The sequence below is a fragment of the uncultured Marinococcus sp. genome, from assembly GCF_947493875.1.
Lineage (GTDB): Bacteria > Bacillota > Bacilli > Bacillales > Marinococcaceae > Marinococcus.
In genome coordinates this window covers 168,361-189,591 of sequence record NZ_CANLSU010000005.1, presented here as the reverse complement: position 1 = coordinate 189,591, position 21,231 = coordinate 168,361, and the positions used below count along the sequence as shown (strand labels likewise).

Below are 21,231 nucleotides of genomic sequence, written 5' to 3'. Positions count from 1 at the left end.
GCGGCTGCCGGCTTTTTTTATGGTTAAATCATTTCTTCGCGGCGGTGTTTGTTCCCGCGGCGGTTGACCTGCCAAATACGGTACAGATTGGTGACGACTACTTTTATTAGGGCGTACGCAGGTATTGCGAGAATCAACCCGAGCAGTCCGAACATGCCGCTTGCAAAAAGCAGAACGAAAATGACGGTGACGGGGTGTACCTGCAGCACCCGTCCCATGACCTGCGGCGAGATCAGGTTGGATTCAAACTGCTGGATTACAATGACACCGATAATAACAAACAGTGCAGTAATTGGAGCGTCGAATAAAGCTACTATCACAGCTGGTATGGTACCGATAAACGGTCCAACGAATGGTACGAGATTCGTCAGCATGCAGATAATACCGAGAATAAGCACGTAGTCGAGACCGATAATCCAAAAAAGGATCATGGAAAGAATACCTACGATAAAGCTGACGGTAATTTGTCCCTGAATATAGTTGGCAAGTGCGCGGTCCATGTCCTGAAGGATTTTATGAACCTCCGGACGGTGTTCACGGTCCACAAATTTCAGCATAAAGCCTGGAAGCTTGTGGCCTTCGCGAAGAATATAGAAAAGGACAAACGGAATAACAAACAGGATAACAAAGAAGCTGACAATGGCGCTTCCGATTGAAACGATTGTGGAAACAAGAGAATCCGTAATCGTGCTGGCCGAATTCTGCAGCTGGGAGCCAATAGAATCCATGGAAATATCATTTCCCTGCATGATCGGCTGGATGGCCGGATGATTCTGGTTGTTCATGATAAAGGACTGTACCTGTTCAAAGTACTTTGGAATCTGGTTGATCAGCTGATTAAACTGGCTGGCAATAATCGGGCCGACCAGGTTTACAATCAAAACGATGATGCCAATAAGCACGCCGTACAACAGCAGAATAGACAATGAACGGGGTATGTACTTGGAGAGGAGGACCACAAACGGCCGGAACAAATAGCTTAAAATGCCCGAAATGATAATGGGAGCAGCAAGTGTTCCTACTAATACGAATAATGGCTGGAAAATGTAGTCCACCTGACGGGCCATAAAGGCAATGGCTAAAACGACTAAAATACCTAAACAGACACGAAACCATTTGTATTGATACATGTTTTACAATCACCACTCTTTTCTTAAATAAGGAATAAACGAAAATCAGGACGTTTGTACACGTTCCCTTCATTATACAGCCGGAAACATAAAACTGGTTCATGAATTTACAAAAAGCCATGAAAACATAAAAAAGCACCCGCCCCGTATGGGAGCAGGTGCCAAAGGCTATTTTACTGAGTAGCAGAAAGTTCTTTTAATTCCGGAGTGAGAACTTCTTCAGTGTCCGGGTTAAAGAAGTGGCAGCGATCCATGTTGAAGAAAAGATCGAGTTTATCACCGGCATGGATGCTGCTGTTCGCATCTACCCGGGCGATAACCTGCTTGCCGTTGACGCTTGTGTAAAGAATTGATTCGGCTCCGTTCATTTCAGAAACTTCGATATCAAGATTCAGTTTATTCTTCGAGGAAGTGGTTCCGCCCATCACATGGTGAATATCTTCCGGACGAATGCCGAAGGTTACTTTTTCATTTTCAAAGCCCTGATCGCGGAGAATCTGCATTTTGCTCTCTGGAATTTCGAGCTTGTGCTCTCCGAGTTCAAGGATGGTGCCGTTGATTTGACCTTCCAGGAAGTTCATCGCCGGAGAGCCAATGAAACCGCCTACAAAAACGTTCGCAGGATGGTCGTATACTTCCTTAGGAGACCCAACCTGCTGCACGACGCCGTCCTTCATAATAACGATACGGGTCGCCATGGTCATAGCCTCTGTCTGGTCGTGCGTTACATAAACGGTCGTACTGTTTAAGCGGCGGTGAAGCTTAATGATTTCTGTACGCATCTGCACACGGAGCTTCGCATCCAGGTTGGAAAGCGGCTCGTCCATAAGGAATACTTTAGGGTCACGGACAATGGCACGTCCAAGAGCAACACGCTGACGCTGCCCGCCGGAAAGCGCTTTTGGTTTACGGTCAAGATAGTCTGTCAGTCCGAGAATATCGGCTGCGTTTTTCACACGCTGATCAATGTCATCTTTTTTGAACTTACGGAGCTTCAAGCCAAAGGCCATATTATTGTATACGTTCATGTGCGGATAAAGGGCGTAGTTCTGGAACACCATCGCGATATCGCGGTCCTTTGGAGAAACATCGTTGACGCGCTCATCCCCAATGTATAAATCGCCGCCCGTAATATCCTCGAGACCGGCAATCATGCGGAGGGTAGTCGATTTCCCGCAACCGGAAGGACCGACGAAAACGATAAATTCCTTATCCTCAACATCAAGATTAAAGTCATCTACTGCAGTAACGTCACCATCGTATGTTTTTGTAATGTGATTCATACGGATACCAGCCATAATAAGTTCGCTCCTTTTGAAGAAGGTTTATGTTATCTGTTGTTTATATTAAAGAAAACGCTTTCAGATTAATATAGACAACCTGAACAAAGTTAACATAAGAAACATTGTGCAACGTGAATAGAAAAGCGTAGGGTGTTTGGTCACCATCCCTGCCGGCTCGTCGGTTTCAGACGGATTGAGACGCAGTCGCAAACGCTCTGAAATCACGAACGGACGGGGATGATAACACCCGAAGCTGGACAAATAGAAAAGCGTAGGAAGCCGTTCAGCGGCATAGGCTCTGGAGGAGCTTTGGATAAAGGGGCTTTTTCCCTTTACCAAAGGTCTGAAGAGACCCGTCTCCGCTGGCTTCCGGAGCTGGACAGAGAAAAGCGAAAAATAGATGTTAATCGAACTGATCCGTATCGTGCCGGCCTTAGCTGCGCAAAAATCCGCCTTCGGAGTGAATCACCTGACCGACGATCCAGTCTGACTCGTCCGACAGCAGAAAGGCAATTGCTTTGGCCGCGTCTTCCGGCTGTCCAATCCGGCCTTTGCTGAATTTTTTCGACAGCTCTTTTTCCATGGCAGGGTCCATCCACCCGGTGTTAGTCGGGCCCGGATTGACGGCGTTAACGTTAATATCATACGGGGCGAGCTCGGCGGCAAGGGATTCGGTAAATGCCCGAACCGCTGCCTTCGTCGATACATAGGCGATTTCGTTTACCATCGGGCCGAGATCCTGCCCGGAGGTCAGGTTTACAATTTTTCCGCTGATGCCAAAATCAATCCACCGCTGGGCGATTTTCGTACTAAGCAGAAAAGGAGTACGCATATTAACGTAATAATGCTCGTCAAGCGATTCCCCGTTCAGGCGTTCGTAGCTGTCGTTGGCCGAATAGGCAGCGTTATTGACGAGCGCGGTTGGAAACAGCGGCAGTTCGTTCAGCTGATCGATAAGCTCGTCCGGTGCGCCAGGCTTCGAAAAATCGGCTTCGATATAATAAATTTCGATGCCGTGATTTTCGAGATGCAGTTTAAATTCTGCCGCCCAGTCGATGTCTGAGCCCCAGGTAGTGAAAATAATATTTTCCCCGCGCTCGGCAAGCAGACGGCAGACGGCAGCACCGATTCCCTGGTCATGGCTCACTCCGGTTACTAGTGTTGTCATTGTATCGTCCTCCTTGAGGTTCTCTTCTATTAAATATGAAGGAAAGGTGCCGATAAAGTAAACTAAAAACTAGTTTGCAGAAGAGGGTTTTTCTGCTAGAATAATAAAAAATGTTTGTGATCACAGATCACAAAGGAGCGAGTGATGTGAATCAACCGTCTTTGCACGTCTCAACGTTACGTACAGAAGTATACAAGCTGCTGAAGCAGCAAATTATTCAGGGAGAGCGGCGTCCGGGAGAGAAGGTAACCATCCGGAAGATTGCTGAGGATTTCGGGGTGAGCACGATGCCGGTCCGGGAAGCGATCACGACGCTGAAAACTGAAGGGTTTCTGTTTGAAGAAAAACGAAGCGTTTATGTAAGCCGACTGTCTGCCAGCGAAGTCCGTGAGCTGTTTGCCATTCGTAATAAGCTCGAAGAACTGGCGGTGGCATGGGCCTTTGAACAGATGAATGAAGAAAACCTGCACAGGCTGAAGAAGCGAATCGCGGAGATGGACCGGCACGCTTCGGAACCGATGGAGTGGAGAAAGCAGAATCGTTTGTTTCATCAGATATGGTATGAGGCTTCCCGCTCGGAGCCGCTGATAAAATCGCTCGAATACGTATGGAGCCGGATTGAAGCGTACATGAACATCTATACAAATATTGAGTCAGACGTGCATTCGATCCACATGTCCCAGGAAGAACATAAACAGATGCTTGCTCTGCTGCAGGAGAATAAACGCGAAGAACTGCTCCGTTTAAACAAAGAGCACGCGGAAAAAACGGCGGAAGCCATTATTCAGGCCATTTCCGAGGAGGATTCAACAAATGAATAAACAGGAAGCGTTTATGAATAAAAAGCTGCGGCTCGAACCTACGAGGAGCGGAAACCTTTCCGGCTATACGTTTGCCGTGAAAGACGTGTTCGCGATTCACGGCGAAAAAACGTCTGCGGGCCATCCAAAATGGCTTCGAACCCATCCGGAAAACACAGCTACTGCGCCGTCGATTGAACGCCTGCTCCGGAGCGGAGCGGCACTGACTGGAACGACCATCAGCGACGAATTAATGTACAGCCTGCACGGTGACAACGTCCATTACGGCATGCCGGTCAATCCGGCCGACCCGGAAGCAATACCAGGCGGTTCCTCGAGCGGGTCGGCGTCAGCGGCGGCTTCCGGCAGCGTCGATTTTGCCCTTGGCACCGATACAGGCGGCTCGGTGCGCGTGCCATCGTCCTATTGCGGCCTGTACGGCATACGTCCGACACACGGAGCCGTCTCCCTTGAGGGTGTCGTTACACTAGCTCCAAGCTTTGATACCGTCGGGTGGATGAGCAGGGACCCCAAGGTTTTACAGCAGGTCGGGGAGGCACTGCTTCCATCAGGGGAAGCAGAAACACCGTACCGGACGATCTGGTGGGAGGAAGAGGCTTGGGCTGATTATGCCGATGAACATAAGCAGGCGCTTGGAAAAGTATTTTCTGCAGTGCAGGCGCAGGCAGAAACACTAAATGAAAACAGGCTGGCTGAGGATTCGCTCGCCGAATGGGCCGAAGTCTTCCGGCTGCAGCAGGCCGTGGAAATTGGAGAGGTGCACCGGGAATGGATCGGGGAGCACAAACCAGCATTCGGACCCGGCGTCCGGGACCGTTTTGCATTTGCCACCGACACCCGGCGGGAGGATTATCCCCATATATTTGAAAAACGAAAGCAGCTGCAGCACGAGGTGCAGCAACGACTTGGGAATGACACGGTGATGGTGATCCCGACTGTCCCCGGGCCGGCGCCGAAAATTCAGACCGGAGAGAGTGAGATCCAGGCGGTGCGGAAGCGTACGATGCAGCTGACCTGTATTGCAGGTATCGGCGGGCTGCCGCAGGTGACCATTCCGGTGGAAGGACCGGGTGGAGCCCCGATCTCGATTTCGATTATTGCAGGCCGGCACGATGACCGCCGGCTGCTGTCCTTTGTCCAGCATGTCGTCCGGCATCTTCAACATTCTGAATTATAAAAGGAGCGATTGTTATGATTTCATTTGATCCGCACCATCATCCCTACGCCTCCTACCGCACGCCAACGTACGGTAAAAAAGGCATGGTCGCCACATCGCAGCCGCTTGCTTCCCAGATAGGTCTCGACATTTTAAAAAAAGGAGGCAACGCTGTGGATGCAGCCGTCGCTGTGGCAGCAAGCCTGACTGTGCTCGAACCGACCTCCAACGGCATTGGCGGGGACGCCTTTGCACTCGTCTGGATGGATGGTGAGCTTCACGGCCTGAATGCCAGCGGCTATGCGCCGGAGGCGCTTTCCATCAACGGGCTGTATAAAGACGGCTACGATGAAATGCCAAAGCGGGGACCGGTACCGATCACCGTGCCCGGGACTCCGGCCGCATGGGCAGAGCTCTCACGTGCTTTCGGGAAGCTTCCATTTTCCGAATTGATCGCCCCGGCTGTGGCTTACGCTGAGGAAGGCTATCCGGTAGCTTCGACGCTCGCAACGCTGTGGGATTCTGCCTTTGAGACGCTGGAAAAGGAGCTTGATCCAACAGTGTTTGCCGACTGGAGCCGGGTGTTCGCCCCGGACGGCCGCACACCGGCAGCGGGGGAGCTGTGGAGATCCAAAGGGCATGCGGAAACGTTAAAGGAAATCGCTGACACAAAGGCAGAATCGTTTTACCGCGGAGATCTGGCAAAAAAAATAGATACCTACATGAGAGAGCAGGGGGGCTATCTTCGTTCCAAGGATCTGGCGCTGTATAAGCCGGAGTGGGTGAATCCGATTTCGGTGCATTACAAAGGCTATGACGTATGGGAGATTCCGCCGAACGGTCAGGGGATTGTGGCGTTAATGGCACTGAACATATTAAAAGGGCATGATTTTCAGGAGCGCGACAGCGTTAACACCCTTCATCATCAAATGGAGGCGATGAAGCTTGCGTTTGTGGACGGAGAGAAATATGTGGCCCAGTCGGATGCCATGACCCGGAGCACAGAAGAACTGCTCTCTGATGCTTACGGAGAGGCCCGGCGCGGTGAAATTGGAAACGAAGCGAAGGTCCCCGAAGCAGGGGACCCATACGGCGGCGGCACGGTATATCTTGCGACTGCGGACGGGGAAGGCAATATGGTGTCGTTTATCCAGAGCAATTACATGGGATTCGGCTCAGGAATGGTCGTTCCGGAGACCGGAATTGCCCTGCATAACCGGGCGCACAACTTTTCCATGGATGAAAAGCACGCCAATGGCCTGATGCCCGGCAAGCGTCCGTACCATACGATCATTCCCGGCTTTTTGACAAAGGGAGACGAACCCGTCGGCCCGTTCGGGGTGATGGGGGAGTTCATGCAGCCCCAGGGCCACATGCAGATGATCATGAATACGATTGATTTCGACCTTCATCCGCAGGCCGCCCTGGATGCACCGCGGTGGCAGTGGAAGCGGGATACCCTGATTACGGTGGAGCCCGACTTCTCCAGGGCAGCCGCTCAGGCGCTGATCCGTAAGGGCCACACGGTAAAAATAGAAACAGAGTCCTCGAGCTTTGGCCGCGGACAGATTATATGGAGAGATCCGGACACAGGAGTGCTCTGCGGGGGCAGTGAATCCCGCACAGACGGCAATGTAGCTGCCTGGTAATAAAAAAAGAAGAGGTGGAAGTGATGCAGTGGAAAATTTTTCTGGCCTTCTTCCGGGTTGGCATTTTTGGCTATGGGGGAGGCCCGGCGTCGATTCCACTTGTGCAAAAAGAAGTGGTGGAGCACTATAACTGGATGACCGACGAGGAGTTCGGCGATACACTCGCGATTGCCAATACGCTGCCGGGACCGATCGTCACCAAGCTTGCCGGTTATATCGGCTACAGCCGCGGCGGCATTCTTGGGGCACTGAACGGAGTGACGGCGATCGTCGCCCCGACGGCGTTGTTAATGATTTTGTTTTTCAGCATCCTGTCCCAGTACCGGGACGCTTCATGGGTGAGCGGCCTGGCAAACGGAGTGCTGCCTGTAGTGACGGTGCTGATGGGGGTGCTGACCTGGGGATTTATTAAAAAATCCGGCGGCGACCTGGGATGGGTAAAGACGATTGCATTTATCATTGGGGCCGCTGTGGTGCTTGGTGTGCTCGGAGTGCATCCCGCAATCGTCATTGCCGTGCTTCTGATTGCAGCACTGGTGCAGAAGGATCCGGCTAAACGAGAGGAGGACACCTCCACGTGATTTACTTAGAGGTTTTTATGGCGTTTTTTATCCCGGGGATTCTCGGTTATGGAGGCGGGCCGGCGTCTATTCCGCTTATTCAGCACGAAGTTGTGAACCGGTACGAATGGATGAGCGTGAGTGAATTCAGTGAAGTGCTGGCCATCAGCAACGCCCTGCCGGGGCCGATTGCCACAAAAATGGCCGGCTACATCGGGTATGAAGTTGCCGGCTGGCCGGGGCTTGCTGCCGGTCTGTTTGCGACCGTTGCCCCGTCATTAATTTTAATGATTGTCCTTATGGGCTTTTTATACAAATACCGGAATTCCCCGAAGGTAAAACGGCTGACTGCCTACGTGCGTCCGGTCATCGGGGTCCTGCTCGGCATATTAACGCTGCAGTTTTTCACCAGTGCCTGGGAGGGTGCGGGCGGCTGGCAGACAGCCGGCATGCTGGTGGCAAGCTACCTGCTGCTTGAAAAGACGAAGCTGCATCCCGCGCTGGTCATTGTGCTTGCGATCATCTACGGCATTTTGTTTTTAGGATGACGGTTCTGAAGGAAGAACCGCCTGCATGGATAGTAAAAATCCCTGAAAATAACTGTCGGTTCCAGTGATGCTCCATCCGGCCTGTTCAATGTATGAACGGGTGGGCCGGTCGAGGTGGCAGCCGTCGCAAAAATGCTTCCATACCGGCGTTATATTGTGCTGCAGCTTGGCTGCGGCGGGTTGTGGCATCTGGACGTGCTCGAGAAAGTAGGCTTCGGCGCCTGGTTTACATACTCGTTTTAACTCCTGCAGCACCCGGAGAGGATCGCCTACAGAACAGAGCACGAGTGTACAGGCAAGACTGTCAAAGGTGTTGTCCTCGAAGGGCAGCCGTTCAGCCGAAGAGCCGAGCGTACGGATAGGAACCTGTGCGTGCAGCTGCGCCGGCAGAGACAGCAGGCGCATTCGGTCATTTGGCTCGATGGCAGTTACTTTGGTGGCTGCCCTGTAGTAAGGAAAATTTGCGCCGGGGCCGGAGCCGATCTCGAGAACATGGCCGGAGAGAGAGGGAATATGCTTCTGCCGGAGGGCATAAAGAAACTGATTTTCCACCGGCTGCATGATCGGAGTATACAATAGAGGAAAGATGTTCATCGTACCGCCGCCAATCTTTGTTTTTTTATAGTATAACAAAACCACCCTCTGCCGTGCAGAAGGTGGTTTTCTGTATTTAGGAGGAGTGAAGGGAAGCATTCGGATGGGACACAATGCAGGTCACATGGCCATCGATCGTAAAATCGGTTACGTGATTCGGGACGAGGAAATGGTCCCCTTTTTGAATTGGGGCGCTGTCGGTCAGATTATCGACCGTTCCGCTGCCTTCAATAACGCTGCAGAGCAGAAACGGTGCTTCGCACGTAAACGAAGCTGTGCCGTGCACCTCCCATTTGTAGACGGAAAAGTAGTCTTCCTCCACAAAGGTGGTGACTTCTGCCTCGCCGTCGGATTCGACGGAGGGTTCCACTTTCGCATCTTCATGAGGGAAATGAGTCACGTCGAGGGCCTGCTGCAGATGAAGCTCCCGCTTGTTCCCTTCATTATCGGTCCGGTCGTAGTCATAGACGCGGTAGGTGACGTCCGAGTTCTGCTGGGTTTCCAGAATGAGCACGCTCTCGCCAATGGCGTGCATCGTGCCGCTCGGTACGTAAACAAAATCACCGGGTTTTACCGGTACTTTCCGTAAAAAGGCGTCCCATTCGCCGGCAGCAATAAGCTCTGTAGCCTCCGATCGGCTGTCGGCGTTGTGCCCGATTACTAGCTCCGCGTCTTCATCGCAGTCAATCACGTACCAGCATTCGGTCTTGCCGTATTCGCCGTTTTCGTTAGCAGCGGCGTACTGGTTGTCTGGATGTACCTGTACGGAAAGATCCCTGGCCGCATCAAGAATTTTGGTCAGCAGTGGGAAACGGTCGCCTTTTAACGAACCGAACCACTCCCGTTTATCCTGCCAGAGGTCCATGAGCGTTTTGCCCGCATAAGAGCCATTTGCTACGACGCTTGAACCGTTCTGGTGGGCGGCAAAGACCCAGGCCTCCCCAGTCGAGGCCGACGGGATATCGTAATGAAAATGAGTATGTAGTTTATCGCCTCCCCAGATGCGTTCCTGAAAGATTGGTTGAAAAAAGATAAATTGATCCATGTTCAGCCTCCGTTTATAGTTGTGTCTCTCTTATTTAATATGACAAAGAGCAGAATGCTTTGCAATTCCTGTGTGAATGTTTATGAAAATCCGTACGTAAATTTTTTCCGGCTTCAGCGGAAATACGACCGGCGGACCACCCTATTATAGGATATAGTAAAGGTATAGAAAACGGGAAAAGGGAGGCATTGCTGCCTATCGAACTTCTATAAAGCATGCCTACACTTTTTTTAATTGTCCAGCTCCAAATGTTACCGGCTGCGGTCCGTTCCGCGTTGTGATTAGAGACTCCTGTAAATAGATGGGCGTTTTTCGAATCCAGTTTCGACATGCAGCCGTTCAAGCCGTTGGCTTCATCCTGAGGTCATCGTCTGCGACGATTCCTCTCAGGCTTACGCCAGCCGGTTGAAGCGTCTGGGCAGCATGTCTCCACTTTTTTTATAAAAAATTTTCTTTTGACATTTTGCTGACACACAAACCACTTATAGTAATAAATGTAGAGGCCGCCACGGCTTATAACACTTCCGCGCCGCACCATGATTAACTTCTTAGAAAGCGGAGTGAAAGCCGGCTTCTGATACAGTTGCCACGTAAACGGCATCGAATCATCATTTTCTTCCGCCCTATATTTGCTGCATTGTCGAAAGGGAAAGTGCAACAAATGGCTGGCACACTTGAAGAAAAGGTGAGGATATGCAGCTTACTGGTTACCAGGACCTTAAATATGTTGACCCCCCTAGAACAACGATTGATCGTCCTGTAACTGCAGAAGAAGCCGAAAAGCCATGTGGATACGATGGCCCTATGCAAACAATCCAATTGTGTTTTAGCTGGGTATTATTGCTCGGCTTAAGAGCTGCACTCACTCGGGTAGTGCACTCTTCATGGAATTACCCCCTAGATTCATATAGCTGTACGCCCTCGTTCCCCCGCGAGGGTCTTTTTTTTGTACCGGACCGCAGGGAAAACCCGTTTGTTCCTGCGCTTCGTTGATTTATAATGAAAGTACATAGAGAAAGGAGAGAGCATCTATGAGCTCGATTCTTGTAATTGAAGACGAAACATCAATCAGTCAGGTGCTTCGGGCCTATCTTCAGAAGGCGGGCTTTGAAGTGACTCAAATATATGAAGGAAACGAAGCCGTGGAGACGTTCGACCGCGGAGCATTTGATTTGGCCTTAATTGATGTCATGCTTCCGGGCCGGGACGGCTGGGCGGTGCTTGAACATATCCGGAACACGAGCGACTGCCCGTGTATAATGCTGACTGCTCTCGGAGATGTGGACTATCGTTTAAAAGGATTCGACGGCGGGGCGGACGACTACATTCCGAAGCCGTTTGAAGGAGATGAAGTGGTGGCCCGCGTCCAGGCTGTACTTCGGCGCAGCGGTAAAACAGCTTCTTCAGCGGAAGAGGAGCAGTACCTTAAACGATTCGGCAGCCTGGTCATTGATGAAAAGGCGTACGCCGTGACACTGAACGGCCTGCAGCTGGACCTGACACCGCGGGACCTCTCATTGCTTATTTTTCTGGGCAATCATCCAAATCAGTTCTTTGACCGGGAGCAGCTGATTTCCCATGTATGGGGCATCGATTACGAAGGGAGCGACCGCGCAGTGGACCTGGCCATCAAGCGGATCCGCCGGTCGCTGAAAAACTGGCCGGTGGAAGAAGGAGAAATCAGAACGCTCCGGGGAGTGGGGTATCAGCTCAGTGTTAAAGAGGAATAAAGATAAAAAAGTTTCGCTGCTCCGCTACTGGACGACACGCTATTTTATTACGCTGTGCATCGGTTTAATTATCGTTGGCCTGATTTCATTTTTCTGGCTCCGCTCCTACAATCTTGAACGGGGACTGAATGTTACCTCGTTTCTGGCGGATGAAATTTCAGAGGATTTAGCAGGTGCAGAAGATAATTCGATTGGCTTAAATGCCGATCTTGCCGCCTACGTGCGCGAGCGCCAGCAGGCATTCGATATTGAAACAGAGCCGCTTGTTTATGTCGTGGATAATAACGGAAACATCGTGTCCAACTCGTTGTTCGGAAATTCCCTCTATCAGGATCCCGTTGTATTTCCGGATTCATTTCTCGAGTCCGGCCCGCAGACGGTGAAGGTGCAGCAGGGGAGTCTGGAGCAGTACCTGGTAAAATCACGTATCCAGAACGACAACGGTTCCTTTGAAGGATGGGTGGTCATTGTCCAGCCGGCTGATTCATTAATTAAAGTTGGCGGCCAGTACCAATTGGTCGGCATTCTGCTGGTGAGCCTGGCCATATTGGGATGGCTTACAATTTACATCCTTTCCAAGCGGATGCTGCGCCCGATCAAGCAGATTGCTGAAGCCTTTCAGCGTGTGAAAGAGGAAAAGTACGCGATACGCATCGATACTGAAGCGAAGGAACGGGAGGTTGATGAACTGGTTACCGGCTTTAATGATATGACTACGAGGCTGGGCCAGCTCGAGAGCATGCGGACGGAGCTGCTTGCCGGTGTTACGCATGAATTAAAAACGCCGGTTACTTCCATCAGCGGGATGGTCCAGGCAGTCAAAGACGATGTAGTGACGGGAGATGAGGCAAAGGAATTCCTGAGCGTGACGCTGGCTGAAACGGGGAGAATGCGCAACATGATCGCTGACCTGCTGGAATTTAATACCTTTTCCTCTCAGGGTGTGCCCACAGACATGCAGCCGTTGACGCTGGAGTCGCTGTTGAACGAAGTTATTCACCAGTGGTCGATTTCAAATGACACGGACCGGCTGGATATCCAAAAGCTGTACGGCGAACAGACACATGCGGTTTATACTGATCCCATGCGCTTTCAGCAGATTATGGTCAATCTTTTAAATAACGCAAACCAGGCAATGAATAAAGAAGGAACTTTAACTATTCAGTGTAGAGAAAAAGACGATCAAACGGTGGCAATTGAAGTAATAGACAGCGGTATGGGAATTGACGAGGAGGAACAGCTGCTGGTGTTTGAGCGCTTCTACCGGGGAGAAAATAAAAAGTACAGCGTGCACGGCCTCGGTCTCGGCCTGCCGTTCAGTAAACTCATCGCCCAGGGGCTTGGCGGTGATCTGTATCTGCAGTCGAGCCGGCCGGAAAAAACAGTGTTTGTATTTGAACTGCCGCAGGACTTCCCGGACGAGGAAACGAATCATGAAAAACAAACAGATGTAATGTAAAACCCTCTGCCTGACTTCTTCCTGACATGTTTCACTTATAAGATGAAGTGAGAATTCACTCTATGGATAAAAAAGAGGTTGAACTGATGAAAAAATGGATGTATGCCATCATTACCGCCTGTATACTGTCGAGTGTGGCCCTGCCGGCCAATGTATCGGCGCAAAAAAGTGAAGCCGAAATAGAACGGATGGGCACAGATATCCGGGAGAATGATTTAATGGAAAAAGCAGAGCGTTACGGCATAGCTATTAAGGATAAGGATGAACAGACCGTAATTGATGAAGTGCTTCTGTCGGAATGGAAGGAAAAAGCAGCCGTTTACGGCGTGGATGTTACTGAAGATGTGTCGCAGATGATGGCGGACGTAAGGGAAGTAGAAATTACCCAGGCCGCTCAGGCGCTCGGTATTGAGGCAGAAGGAAAAGATGCAGAGGATATACTTGAAGAAATTTTAAACAACTATGCCGATGAAGCTGAAGCAGAGGGACTGTATCCGTTTGAACAGGAGCTATAGATGTAAAAAGCAGCGTTCTCCCGAAGGAGGACGCTGCTTTAATGCGGTTACGGGGTGTACGTCGGGTCAAATGTCGGCAGCTTCAACAAATTGTCTGTCGTTGATTGATCCGGATGGGTCCGGAGATAGGCCGGCGTGTTTGGGTCTTCCGGATGGACGGTGTCCACGCGGACCTTGTCCCCGCCGTCTACGCGGTAATAGTAATCCTTGCCTTCATCAATGCTTGCGATCGCTTTTTCAATTGTTTCCTCGGTACCGTCCACCAGCTGTATATGCGTAATGTGCTCTTCCTTTTCCCGGCTGCCGCCTATATGAATGGCAGTAATTTGATAATCCATGAAAAGCCTCCTTATATTATTCGTATATTATGCGTGTTTCCCGAAATATAAATTTTTAATCCGGGGGGGTTTCTGCCTCAGAATTTTATTTACTAATGAAAGAAGGACCAGGAGAGCTACAAACTCTCCTGGTCCTTTTAAAAATATTTATGATAATTGCCGGTCTTCCTGAAAATAAGCATCAATCACTTTAAGTTCATCGTAGGGCACATGCTGATCGTTGATCACCTGATAGCCGCCGAACCCAAGGCCGGTAATCACGACCAGGTCACCAGTTTCAGCCAGCGAGAGCGCCGTATGAATGCCGTCCTCGCGGTGCTTTCTTTTGTATACATTTTCCGCTTCGGGATCCTGGAAGCCCGAGGCAACGTCATCGACGATCCGCTGCCGGTTATACGGGCCGGGGTGGTCGACCGAAACAATGATATGATCTGCTTTTCCGTCCACCGCTGCTGCCATTTTCGGACGTTTGGCCGGGTCCCGGAGACCGATCCCGGTGATCATGAGGATAAGCCTATTATGGGGCAGGCTTTTGACCGTCTCCACGACCAGCTCCAGCGCGTCAGGCGTATGGGCGTAATCAAGGATAATCTGCTTACCCGGGTAATCGGAGACAATCTGAAAACGTCCTTCCGCGCCCTGAATACCTGGAAGAGAGGACAAAATTTCGGATACCGTGTAGCCAACAGCAAGACACGATCCCACCGCTGCCAGTGTGTTGGAGATATTATATTCACCAAATACCGGAGCTCTGGCTAAGTAGGAGCGTCCCTGCACAGTGAGCAGAAAGCTTGAGCCGCCTGCATCCGTGCGGATGTTGCTCGCCATAATGTCTGCAGGACGCCGGATACCGTATGTCCAGACCGGGCCTTCGAACATGTTTAAAATGTCCTGGGCCATGCCGTCATCATCAAGGTTCACCACGGCCTGGCGCGATTGCTCAAATAATTTTAATTTTGCCCGTTTATAGTTCTCCATCGTGCCGTGAAACTCCATATGCTCGGACACGAGATTGGTGTGCACGCCCACCTCGAATTCGAGGCCGTGCAGCCGTTTTAAATCGATGGCAATAGAAGTTGCTTCCATCGCTACTGTACGTGTACCTTCTTCATAAAAGGAGGCGAAAATATCATGCAGGTCTGCCGCTTCCGGCGTAGTAGGGGTGGTGGGCTTAAACGGGTGCTTGTTGTTTTTAGACCATACTCCAGCTGTTCCTATAATGCCCGCAGGCTCTCCTAAATTGTTCAGCATTGACCGTATATAAGCCGTAACGGTAGTTTTTCCGTTGGTACCTGTTACGCCGAAGAGGTTCATTTTTTTGTGAATGTGATGGTGCAGATGCGCTGCGTAGTCAGCCATCGCCGTTTTGCTGTCCTCCACGAGAACGAATGTGACGGCCGGAAATGAGGCAGCATAGTGGATCAGTGTATCATGGTCGCTTCCTACGATGGTGGACGCTCCGTTACGGACAGCATCCGGAATAAACGTATGCCCATCGATATTTTTGCCCGGTATCGAGACAAAGCAGCCATTTTCCTGGATTTTCCGGGAATCATAAGTGACGTGAGTGATTGTCGATTCAATTGGGCCGAAAACATCCTGAAAAGGCAGAGAAGTATTTTTTTTCCAGTTCCATTTCATCTATTAGTTTCTCTCCTTTCTGCTTATAGTCACAACTACCGGGGCAGGAAGTATGTGTCATACCCCATTCCCTATCAAATGGATAATTAATCCTTGTTTCCTGAATACATGTTTTTCTATGATAGGATAAAAGATATTTCACATTTGGAAAAAATAATTGAAGACGGAAAGGAGGGCCAAGTTGAACCGCAAAAAATACAAATTGCAGACAAAAATTGGATTCCTGGTATTTCTGCTTTTGCTGCTGGTAATTGTTCTTGCAAACAGTGTTTATGCCTGGAATGAATTCCGTCAGGAAACCAACGATGCCAGGCAGCTTGCCCTGCAGACCAGTCGATCCGTGGCAGGGTTCCCGGCAGTGGAAGATGCTTTTGAGAATGGGGAAAAGCAGGAAGCAGATGTGATTAGTGAACAGATACGCATGCAGGTGAACGCAGACCAGGTATACATAATTGATCGAAACAGCGAGGTAATTGCAGGGGATGGCAAAGAACCTGATCCTGATTCGGGGGATGCGTATACAGCTTTAGTATTCGGCGGAAGCTACGTGAGAGAGGGGAGCACAGATAATGAAGAAGTCATCCGGAGTCATGCGCCTGTTTCAATAGACTACGGCGATTATACCTCTGTGGAAGGAGCGGCTGTTGTTGAATATTCCAAAGCTGCCATCAGGGGAGATGTTTGGAAACAGACGGGCCGGACAGCTGCCATTTCACTGATTGTTCTGCTGATCGGAGCTGTTTGTACCGTATGGCTATCCAGAAGTATCCGCTCGGATACGCTGGGACTGGAGCCTTATCAGATTGCTGATCTGTACCGGGACCGGGCGGCTATTATTGGCTCTGTGCATGAAGGGATTATTGCGGTGGATAATAATGATCGGGTGACGATGGTTAATAAAGCTGCGGAGGAGCTTCTGCAGCTTCCCCGAAATCGTGAGGGGCTGCTGATTGAAGAAGTATTGCCCTCTTCCCGGGAAAGGAAGATGCTAAATGACAGCTCAGTGATTCGAAACGAAGAAATAATAACGGCTTCAAAAACCTTAATTGTAAATGAAAGTCCAATAGCCCAATATGGACAGAGGGTGGGAAGGGTGTTCACGTTCCGGGACAAAACGGAGATGAAGCAGATGATAGAAGCATTCTCTGATGTGAAAAAATATTCTGATGATCTGCGGGCCCAGTCCCATGAGTTCACGAATAAGCTTTACGCGTTAATGGGTCTTTTGCAGCTCGGTTATTATACAGAGGCAGAACAGATGCTGATGGATGAATCCAACGCTCAGCAAAAGCATACGAAGATGGTGGTAGACCAAATCCGTGATGAAAAGCTTCAGGCTGTGCTCCTCGGAAAAGCAGCCGCCGCTTCAGAGAAAAAAACCAATTTTGTTATTGATTCAGAATCTTTTCTATCCAGTATGCCAAAGCATGTGACTTTAACATCATTAATTATTATTGCCGGGAATTTAATCGATAATGCAATTGAAGCAGTGAATGGCCAAAAGAAACGGGAAGTAAGCTTTTTTGTAACGGATATTGGCAATGACATTGTCATGGAGATAAGAGATAATGGGCCTGGGATGCCGGAGGATCTTCAAACAGACCTTTTCCAGCAGGGTGCTTCTTCGAAGGGAGAGGGCCGTGGCTATGGCATGGCAAACGTTAAAAATGAAGTCGACGAGCTGGGCGGAATGATTGAAGTATATTCAAACCCGGAGGAGGGCACTGTTGTAAGTGTGTTTATTCCCAAAGAAAGAAATAAGGAGGGGGTACGTGATGCGTAAGGCATTAATCGTGGAGGATGATTACCGGATAGGCATGCTGCACGAGAAGTACCTGGAAAATATTAATGGTATAGAATCCGCGGGTCACGCTCTGAACGCGAAGGAAATGTGGGAGCTGCTCAAGGAAAGACAAGCTGACGTGCTGCTGCTTGATATATATCTTCCGGACAGTATGGGAATACATTTACTTGAGGACCTTCGTCACTTTTATCCTGGCACAGACATTATTATTATTACGGCAGCCACGGACCGGGAATACCTGGAGAAGTCGCTGCGCGGCGGTATTGTTAACTATCTGATTAAGCCGGTGACCATTGAAAAATTTGAACAGACAATAAAGGATTATTTATCGAAAAGAGACTCCATGGATGCTGTGCAAAATGTGAACCAGCAATTCATTGATGATTATCTGTCCCAGCCGGTTGAATCGAAGCCTGCTGCAGATAAACGAAAGCTTCCGACCGGTATTGATTACTTGACCCTTGAAAGTGTAGAAAAGGTTTTACGCGAGGCTCACGGAGGACTTACTGCAGAGCAGGCGGCGAATAAAATAGGCGCTTCCAGAACCACGGCGAGAAGATATTTAGAATTTATGATCTCCGAAGGAGAAGCAGAAGCCCGGCTGGAGTACGGCATTGTAGGCCGGCCGGAGCGACACTATTATGAAATTTAAAAGAGTTCCTTTCCGAGCTCTTTTTTTGTGCACAAAATGAACAAAAAGCACCAAAAGAATTAAAAATGAGTAATTTTGAAAACGATTACAATTTACAGAAAAATCTATAAGATTGTTGATACTATAACGAAAAGCGTGAGGAGGGGAATCATTGAAAAAATTAGTGCTGTTGTTATTATCCATTGCTTTTATCAGCGGCTGTTCCGCAGAGCAGTCCCAGGGTGAAGAAAGTGATTATCCGCCGGACTTAATTGAATTTGTGGCTCCGGCTACGCCTGGAGGGGGCTGGGATCTGACTGCCCGGTCAATGCAGAGAGCCCTGAATAATAATGATCTGGTGGAATCGGACATTAATGTAGTGAATAAACCCGGAGGCGGAGGCGAAGTGGGTTTTCAGTATTTAAAAAACAGAGACAGCAACACGCTGGCTGTAAACTCGAGCCTTTTATTCACCAATAATGCGTTAGGGCTAAGTGAATTATCCCATGAAGATTTCACGCCACTGGCGATTTTAGCTACAGAATGGCAGTCCATCGCGGTTGGACCAGACTCGGACTATCAAGATTTAGAGTCCGTGATGGAGCAGCTGAAAAAGGATCCGGAATCATTAAAAATAGGAGTGGCGCCGGGGCTTGGCAACGATGACCATCTTTCATTTATACAGGCTGCCCAGGAATATGGTATAGACCCGTCAAAGCTGGACTTTTTAGTTTATGAAAGCGGTGGCGAAGTAGTTACCGCCCTGCTGGGTGGTCACATTGATGTTGCGACGATGTCAGTCTCGGAAGCAAGTGAACAGTATAAAGCCGACCGGCTGGATATTGTGGGAGTCTCTTCGGAGGAACGCCTGGATGAACTGCCGGAGGTGCCGACATTCAAGGAGCAGGGTGTAGATCTGGTCTTCCCCCATTGGCGCGGGGTTATGGGTCCTCCTGATATGACTGAGGAAGAGATTGCTTATTGGGACGAACGCCTGCAACAGATGGTTGAAACGGAGGAATGGCAGACGATTCTTGAAAACAATCAGTGGGATGATTATTACATGGACGCAGAAGAGACAGAACAATTCATGGACGAACAGGAGCAAACGTATGAAGAGCTTCTGACGAACGCTGGTTTGACTGAATAGAAAGAGGTGCTTTGCATGACAGTGGTTAAATTATCGCTGCCGGCGGTGTTTATACTAACGGCAGTAGTTTTTATCATTGCGACATTAAATCTGGCTCAGGCCCAGCTTGGAAATGCTTTCGGGCCGCATTATTTTCCAATGGGAGCCTCCGTGCTGCTTCTCGTTTTGAGCGTCTTTTATTTCATTCGCTCCTACAAGGAGCGTCACCAGGAGCACAAGGAAGACGAAGATATACAGGCAATTGCTCAGGGCCGTACTCCTTATATTATCGTGGGAACGCTTGTTTTCGGAGTGGTTTATGCGCTTATATTTGACTTTGCCGGCTACATTATTGCCACTCTGCTGTATTTGGGAGTACTTATGTTCATTATTAACGGTAAATCCAGATGGCTCATCAATATACTTACAACACTTATTTTCACTTTTATGTCCTGGTACATTTTTGCGGAAATGCTGAATATCAGTCTGCCATAACGAACAGGGGGAAGAAAAATGGATTACGGATATTTTATAGACGGTTTAATGAATGCAATAACCCCCCTTAATTTACTTTTTGTCTTTTTAGGAGGACTGCTGGGTACGATTGTGGGGATGCTTCCTGGGCTGGGGCCGGCTACAGGCGTAGCGGTATTGATCCCGGTTACTTTCGGCATGGAACCGATCAGTGCGATGATTTTATTAATTGCCATTTATTACGGAGCTATGTATGGGGGCTCGAGAAGCTCTATTCTTTTAAATACACCTGGGGATGCATCAGCTATTGCTGCCTCGTTTGACGGATATCCGATGGCCAAAAACGGCCAGGCTGGCCAGGCCTTAGCGATAGCCACAATAGCTTCCCTGGCTGGAGGAACAGTAGCGGTCGTAGGATTTACTTTCCTTGCCGGGCCGTTGGCTGATTTCGCCATACGCTTTGGCCCGGCCGAATACTTTCTGCTGATGCTTTTTACGCTTTCAGCGATTGTGTCCCTCTCCCGGGGCGATATGCTGAAGGGGTTTATTTCTATGCTGTTCGGCTTAGTGCTGAGTACGATCGGGGTGGACGCACAAAGCAGTGTGTACCGTTTTACAATGGGGCTGCCGCAGCTGACTGAGGGCATTGATTTTCTTATCGTTATCATCGGCATCTATGCTGTCGGGGAAGTATTGTATAATTTTATTGCTATTAATCGGCCGCCGGAAAAGAAAAACAAGGTGGAAAGCCTGTGGTTTACCAAAGAACAGTGGAAGGCCTCCAGAATGCCAATCATTCGAAGTGCTCCGCTCGGTTTTTTAATTGGAGTACTGCCTGGCGCTGGCGGATCAATCGCTTCGATGCTTGGCTATACTACGGAGCGGCAGTTATCTAAGACTCCGGAAAGATTCGGCCAGGGAACGGCTGAAGGAGTAGCTGCTCCTGAATCAGCAAACAACAGCGCTTCTGTAGGGGCGTTGATCCCGCTGTTAAGCATGGGCATACCCGGATCCGGAACGACAGCTGTATTATTAGGGGCGTTGGTTATGCTTGGCATCCAGCCCGGCCCGCTGTTGTTTGAAAGTGAACCAACAACTATTTGGACACTGATCAACAGTATGTTTATCGGGAATCTGTTTCTGGTAGTGATTAACATCCTTTTAGTCGGCCTATTAATTAAAGTGCTTGATACGCCGTCCCATATTCTGTATCCACTGATACTGATGCTTGGCTTTGTCGGGGCCTATACACTCAGCTACAGCACGATCGATTTTTACATCCTACTGGCATTTGGCGTGCTCGGACTGGCCTTTAAACTGCTGCGCTTCCCGATCGCTCCTTTAATTCTGGCGTTGATTGTCGGACACGACATGGAGCAGAATTTCCGTAAAAGTTTAATTGTGTCCGATGGCAGTCCTTCGGTGTTCTTTTCTTCGCCGATCAGTATCGTGCTGATTATTATGATTATTTTATCGATCAGTGTTCCGTTCATTCTGACCGCAGTAAAAAATAATAAAGCAAAGCAGGCATAATTCACGTAAAGGGCACGGACTCA

Annotated in this window: 20 protein-coding genes; 13 read left to right on the top strand and 7 right to left on the bottom strand. The window is 49.5% G+C overall.

What is annotated here, in order from left to right; all coding sequences use genetic code 11:
* Positions 1–23 precede the first annotated feature (23 nt).
* The 3 genes from Q0757_RS11395 to Q0757_RS11385 all read right to left on the bottom strand — a co-directional run bounded on the left by Q0757_RS11395 (position 24) and on the right by Q0757_RS11385 (position 3,581).
* Positions 24–1,130 carry an AI-2E family transporter gene (locus Q0757_RS11395; protein ID WP_298787400.1) on the bottom strand — a complete coding sequence of 369 codons (1,107 nt, stop codon included), beginning with the start codon at positions 1,128–1,130 and terminating at the stop codon, positions 24–26.
* A 173-nt stretch (positions 1,131–1,303) separates the two neighbouring features.
* Positions 1,304–2,428, bottom strand: coding sequence for an ABC transporter ATP-binding protein (ugpC, locus tag Q0757_RS11390; RefSeq protein WP_298787398.1), 1,125 nt, complete (start codon positions 2,426–2,428; stop codon positions 1,304–1,306).
* A gap of 418 nt (positions 2,429–2,846) precedes the next feature.
* Positions 2,847–3,581 (bottom strand): SDR family oxidoreductase, encoded by a 735-nt coding sequence (locus Q0757_RS11385; RefSeq protein ID WP_298787396.1) that lies wholly within the window; start codon positions 3,579–3,581, stop codon positions 2,847–2,849.
* Positions 3,582–3,691: 110 nt separating this feature from the next.
* On the opposite strand from Q0757_RS11385, the gene Q0757_RS11380 reads away from it, so the two are divergent.
* From Q0757_RS11380 to Q0757_RS11360, 5 genes are read left to right on the top strand one after another with little or no spacing between them, the layout of a single operon-like run.
* A complete protein-coding gene (locus tag Q0757_RS11380) occupies positions 3,692–4,402 on the top strand; it encodes a GntR family transcriptional regulator (protein ID WP_298787395.1) in 711 nt (236 codons plus the stop codon).
* Positions 4,395–5,579 (top strand): amidase, encoded by a 1,185-nt coding sequence (locus Q0757_RS11375; RefSeq protein WP_298787393.1) that lies wholly within the window; start codon positions 4,395–4,397, stop codon positions 5,577–5,579. Before Q0757_RS11380 ends, Q0757_RS11375 begins: the two co-directional genes overlap by 8 nt.
* A gap of 14 nt (positions 5,580–5,593) precedes the next feature.
* Complete coding sequence (locus tag Q0757_RS11370) at positions 5,594–7,207, top strand: gamma-glutamyltransferase family protein (protein WP_298787391.1); 1,614 nt, start codon at positions 5,594–5,596, stop codon at positions 7,205–7,207.
* A 23-nt stretch (positions 7,208–7,230) separates the two neighbouring features.
* On the top strand, positions 7,231–7,788 hold the full coding sequence (locus Q0757_RS11365; protein WP_298787390.1) for a chromate transporter: 558 nt from the start codon (positions 7,231–7,233) through the stop codon (positions 7,786–7,788).
* The gene (locus Q0757_RS11360) at positions 7,785–8,315 is read left to right on the top strand and encodes a chromate transporter (protein WP_298787389.1); all 531 of its coding nucleotides are present in this window, start codon (positions 7,785–7,787) and stop codon (positions 8,313–8,315) included. Before Q0757_RS11365 ends, Q0757_RS11360 begins: the two co-directional genes overlap by 4 nt.
* On the opposite strand, the gene Q0757_RS11355 is transcribed toward Q0757_RS11360, so the two are convergent.
* Together Q0757_RS11355 and manA are read right to left on the bottom strand one after the other, a co-directional pair.
* On the bottom strand, positions 8,307–8,948 hold the full coding sequence (locus Q0757_RS11355; RefSeq protein ID WP_298787387.1) for a class I SAM-dependent methyltransferase: 642 nt from the start codon (positions 8,946–8,948) through the stop codon (positions 8,307–8,309). The two genes, Q0757_RS11360 and Q0757_RS11355, sit on opposite strands and share 9 nt — an antisense overlap.
* Before the next feature lie 37 nt (positions 8,949–8,985).
* Positions 8,986–9,954 carry a mannose-6-phosphate isomerase, class I gene (gene manA / locus Q0757_RS11350; RefSeq protein ID WP_298787385.1) on the bottom strand — a complete coding sequence of 323 codons (969 nt, stop codon included), beginning with the start codon at positions 9,952–9,954 and terminating at the stop codon, positions 8,986–8,988.
* A gap of 1,031 nt (positions 9,955–10,985) precedes the next feature.
* Between manA and Q0757_RS11345 the strand changes: the two genes are divergently transcribed.
* The 3 genes from Q0757_RS11345 to Q0757_RS11335 all read left to right on the top strand — a co-directional run bounded on the left by Q0757_RS11345 (position 10,986) and on the right by Q0757_RS11335 (position 13,658).
* Entirely contained in the window at positions 10,986–11,684 is a 699-nt protein-coding gene (locus Q0757_RS11345) for a response regulator transcription factor (RefSeq protein WP_298787383.1), read from the top strand.
* Entirely contained in the window at positions 11,668–13,143 is a 1,476-nt protein-coding gene (locus tag Q0757_RS11340; RefSeq protein ID WP_298787381.1) for a HAMP domain-containing sensor histidine kinase, read from the top strand. Before Q0757_RS11345 ends, Q0757_RS11340 begins: the two co-directional genes overlap by 17 nt.
* Before the next feature lie 86 nt (positions 13,144–13,229).
* A complete protein-coding gene (locus Q0757_RS11335) occupies positions 13,230–13,658 on the top strand; it encodes a hypothetical protein (protein ID WP_298787380.1) in 429 nt (142 codons plus the stop codon).
* 47 nt (positions 13,659–13,705) lie between these two features.
* Here Q0757_RS11335 and Q0757_RS11330 read toward each other — a convergent pair whose 3' ends face one another.
* Positions 13,706–13,996, bottom strand: coding sequence for a DUF3892 domain-containing protein (locus Q0757_RS11330; RefSeq protein WP_298787378.1), 291 nt, complete (start codon positions 13,994–13,996; stop codon positions 13,706–13,708).
* A gap of 147 nt (positions 13,997–14,143) precedes the next feature.
* Positions 14,144–15,637, bottom strand: coding sequence for a UDP-N-acetylmuramoyl-L-alanyl-D-glutamate--2,6-diaminopimelate ligase (locus Q0757_RS11325; RefSeq protein WP_298787376.1), 1,494 nt, complete (start codon positions 15,635–15,637; stop codon positions 14,144–14,146).
* A 181-nt stretch (positions 15,638–15,818) separates the two neighbouring features.
* Between Q0757_RS11325 and Q0757_RS11320 the strand changes: the two genes are divergently transcribed.
* The 5 genes from Q0757_RS11320 to Q0757_RS11300 all read left to right on the top strand — a co-directional run bounded on the left by Q0757_RS11320 (position 15,819) and on the right by Q0757_RS11300 (position 21,208).
* Positions 15,819–17,420: a sensor histidine kinase gene (locus tag Q0757_RS11320; protein ID WP_298787374.1), complete on the top strand. Its 1,602-nt coding sequence runs from the start codon at positions 15,819–15,821 to the stop codon at positions 17,418–17,420.
* Positions 17,413–18,093, top strand: coding sequence for a response regulator (locus Q0757_RS11315; RefSeq protein ID WP_298787372.1), 681 nt, complete (start codon positions 17,413–17,415; stop codon positions 18,091–18,093). The genes Q0757_RS11320 and Q0757_RS11315 overlap by 8 nt, the downstream gene beginning before the upstream one ends.
* 151 nt (positions 18,094–18,244) lie before the next feature.
* A complete protein-coding gene (locus Q0757_RS11310; protein WP_298787370.1) occupies positions 18,245–19,222 on the top strand; it encodes a tripartite tricarboxylate transporter substrate binding protein in 978 nt (325 codons plus the stop codon).
* Between the two features lie 15 nt (positions 19,223–19,237).
* Positions 19,238–19,696, top strand: coding sequence for a tripartite tricarboxylate transporter TctB family protein (locus tag Q0757_RS11305; protein ID WP_298787368.1), 459 nt, complete (start codon positions 19,238–19,240; stop codon positions 19,694–19,696).
* Positions 19,697–19,714: 18 nt separating this feature from the next.
* Positions 19,715–21,208, top strand: coding sequence for a tripartite tricarboxylate transporter permease (locus tag Q0757_RS11300; protein WP_298787367.1), 1,494 nt, complete (start codon positions 19,715–19,717; stop codon positions 21,206–21,208).
* Positions 21,209–21,231: the final 23 nt, after the last annotated feature.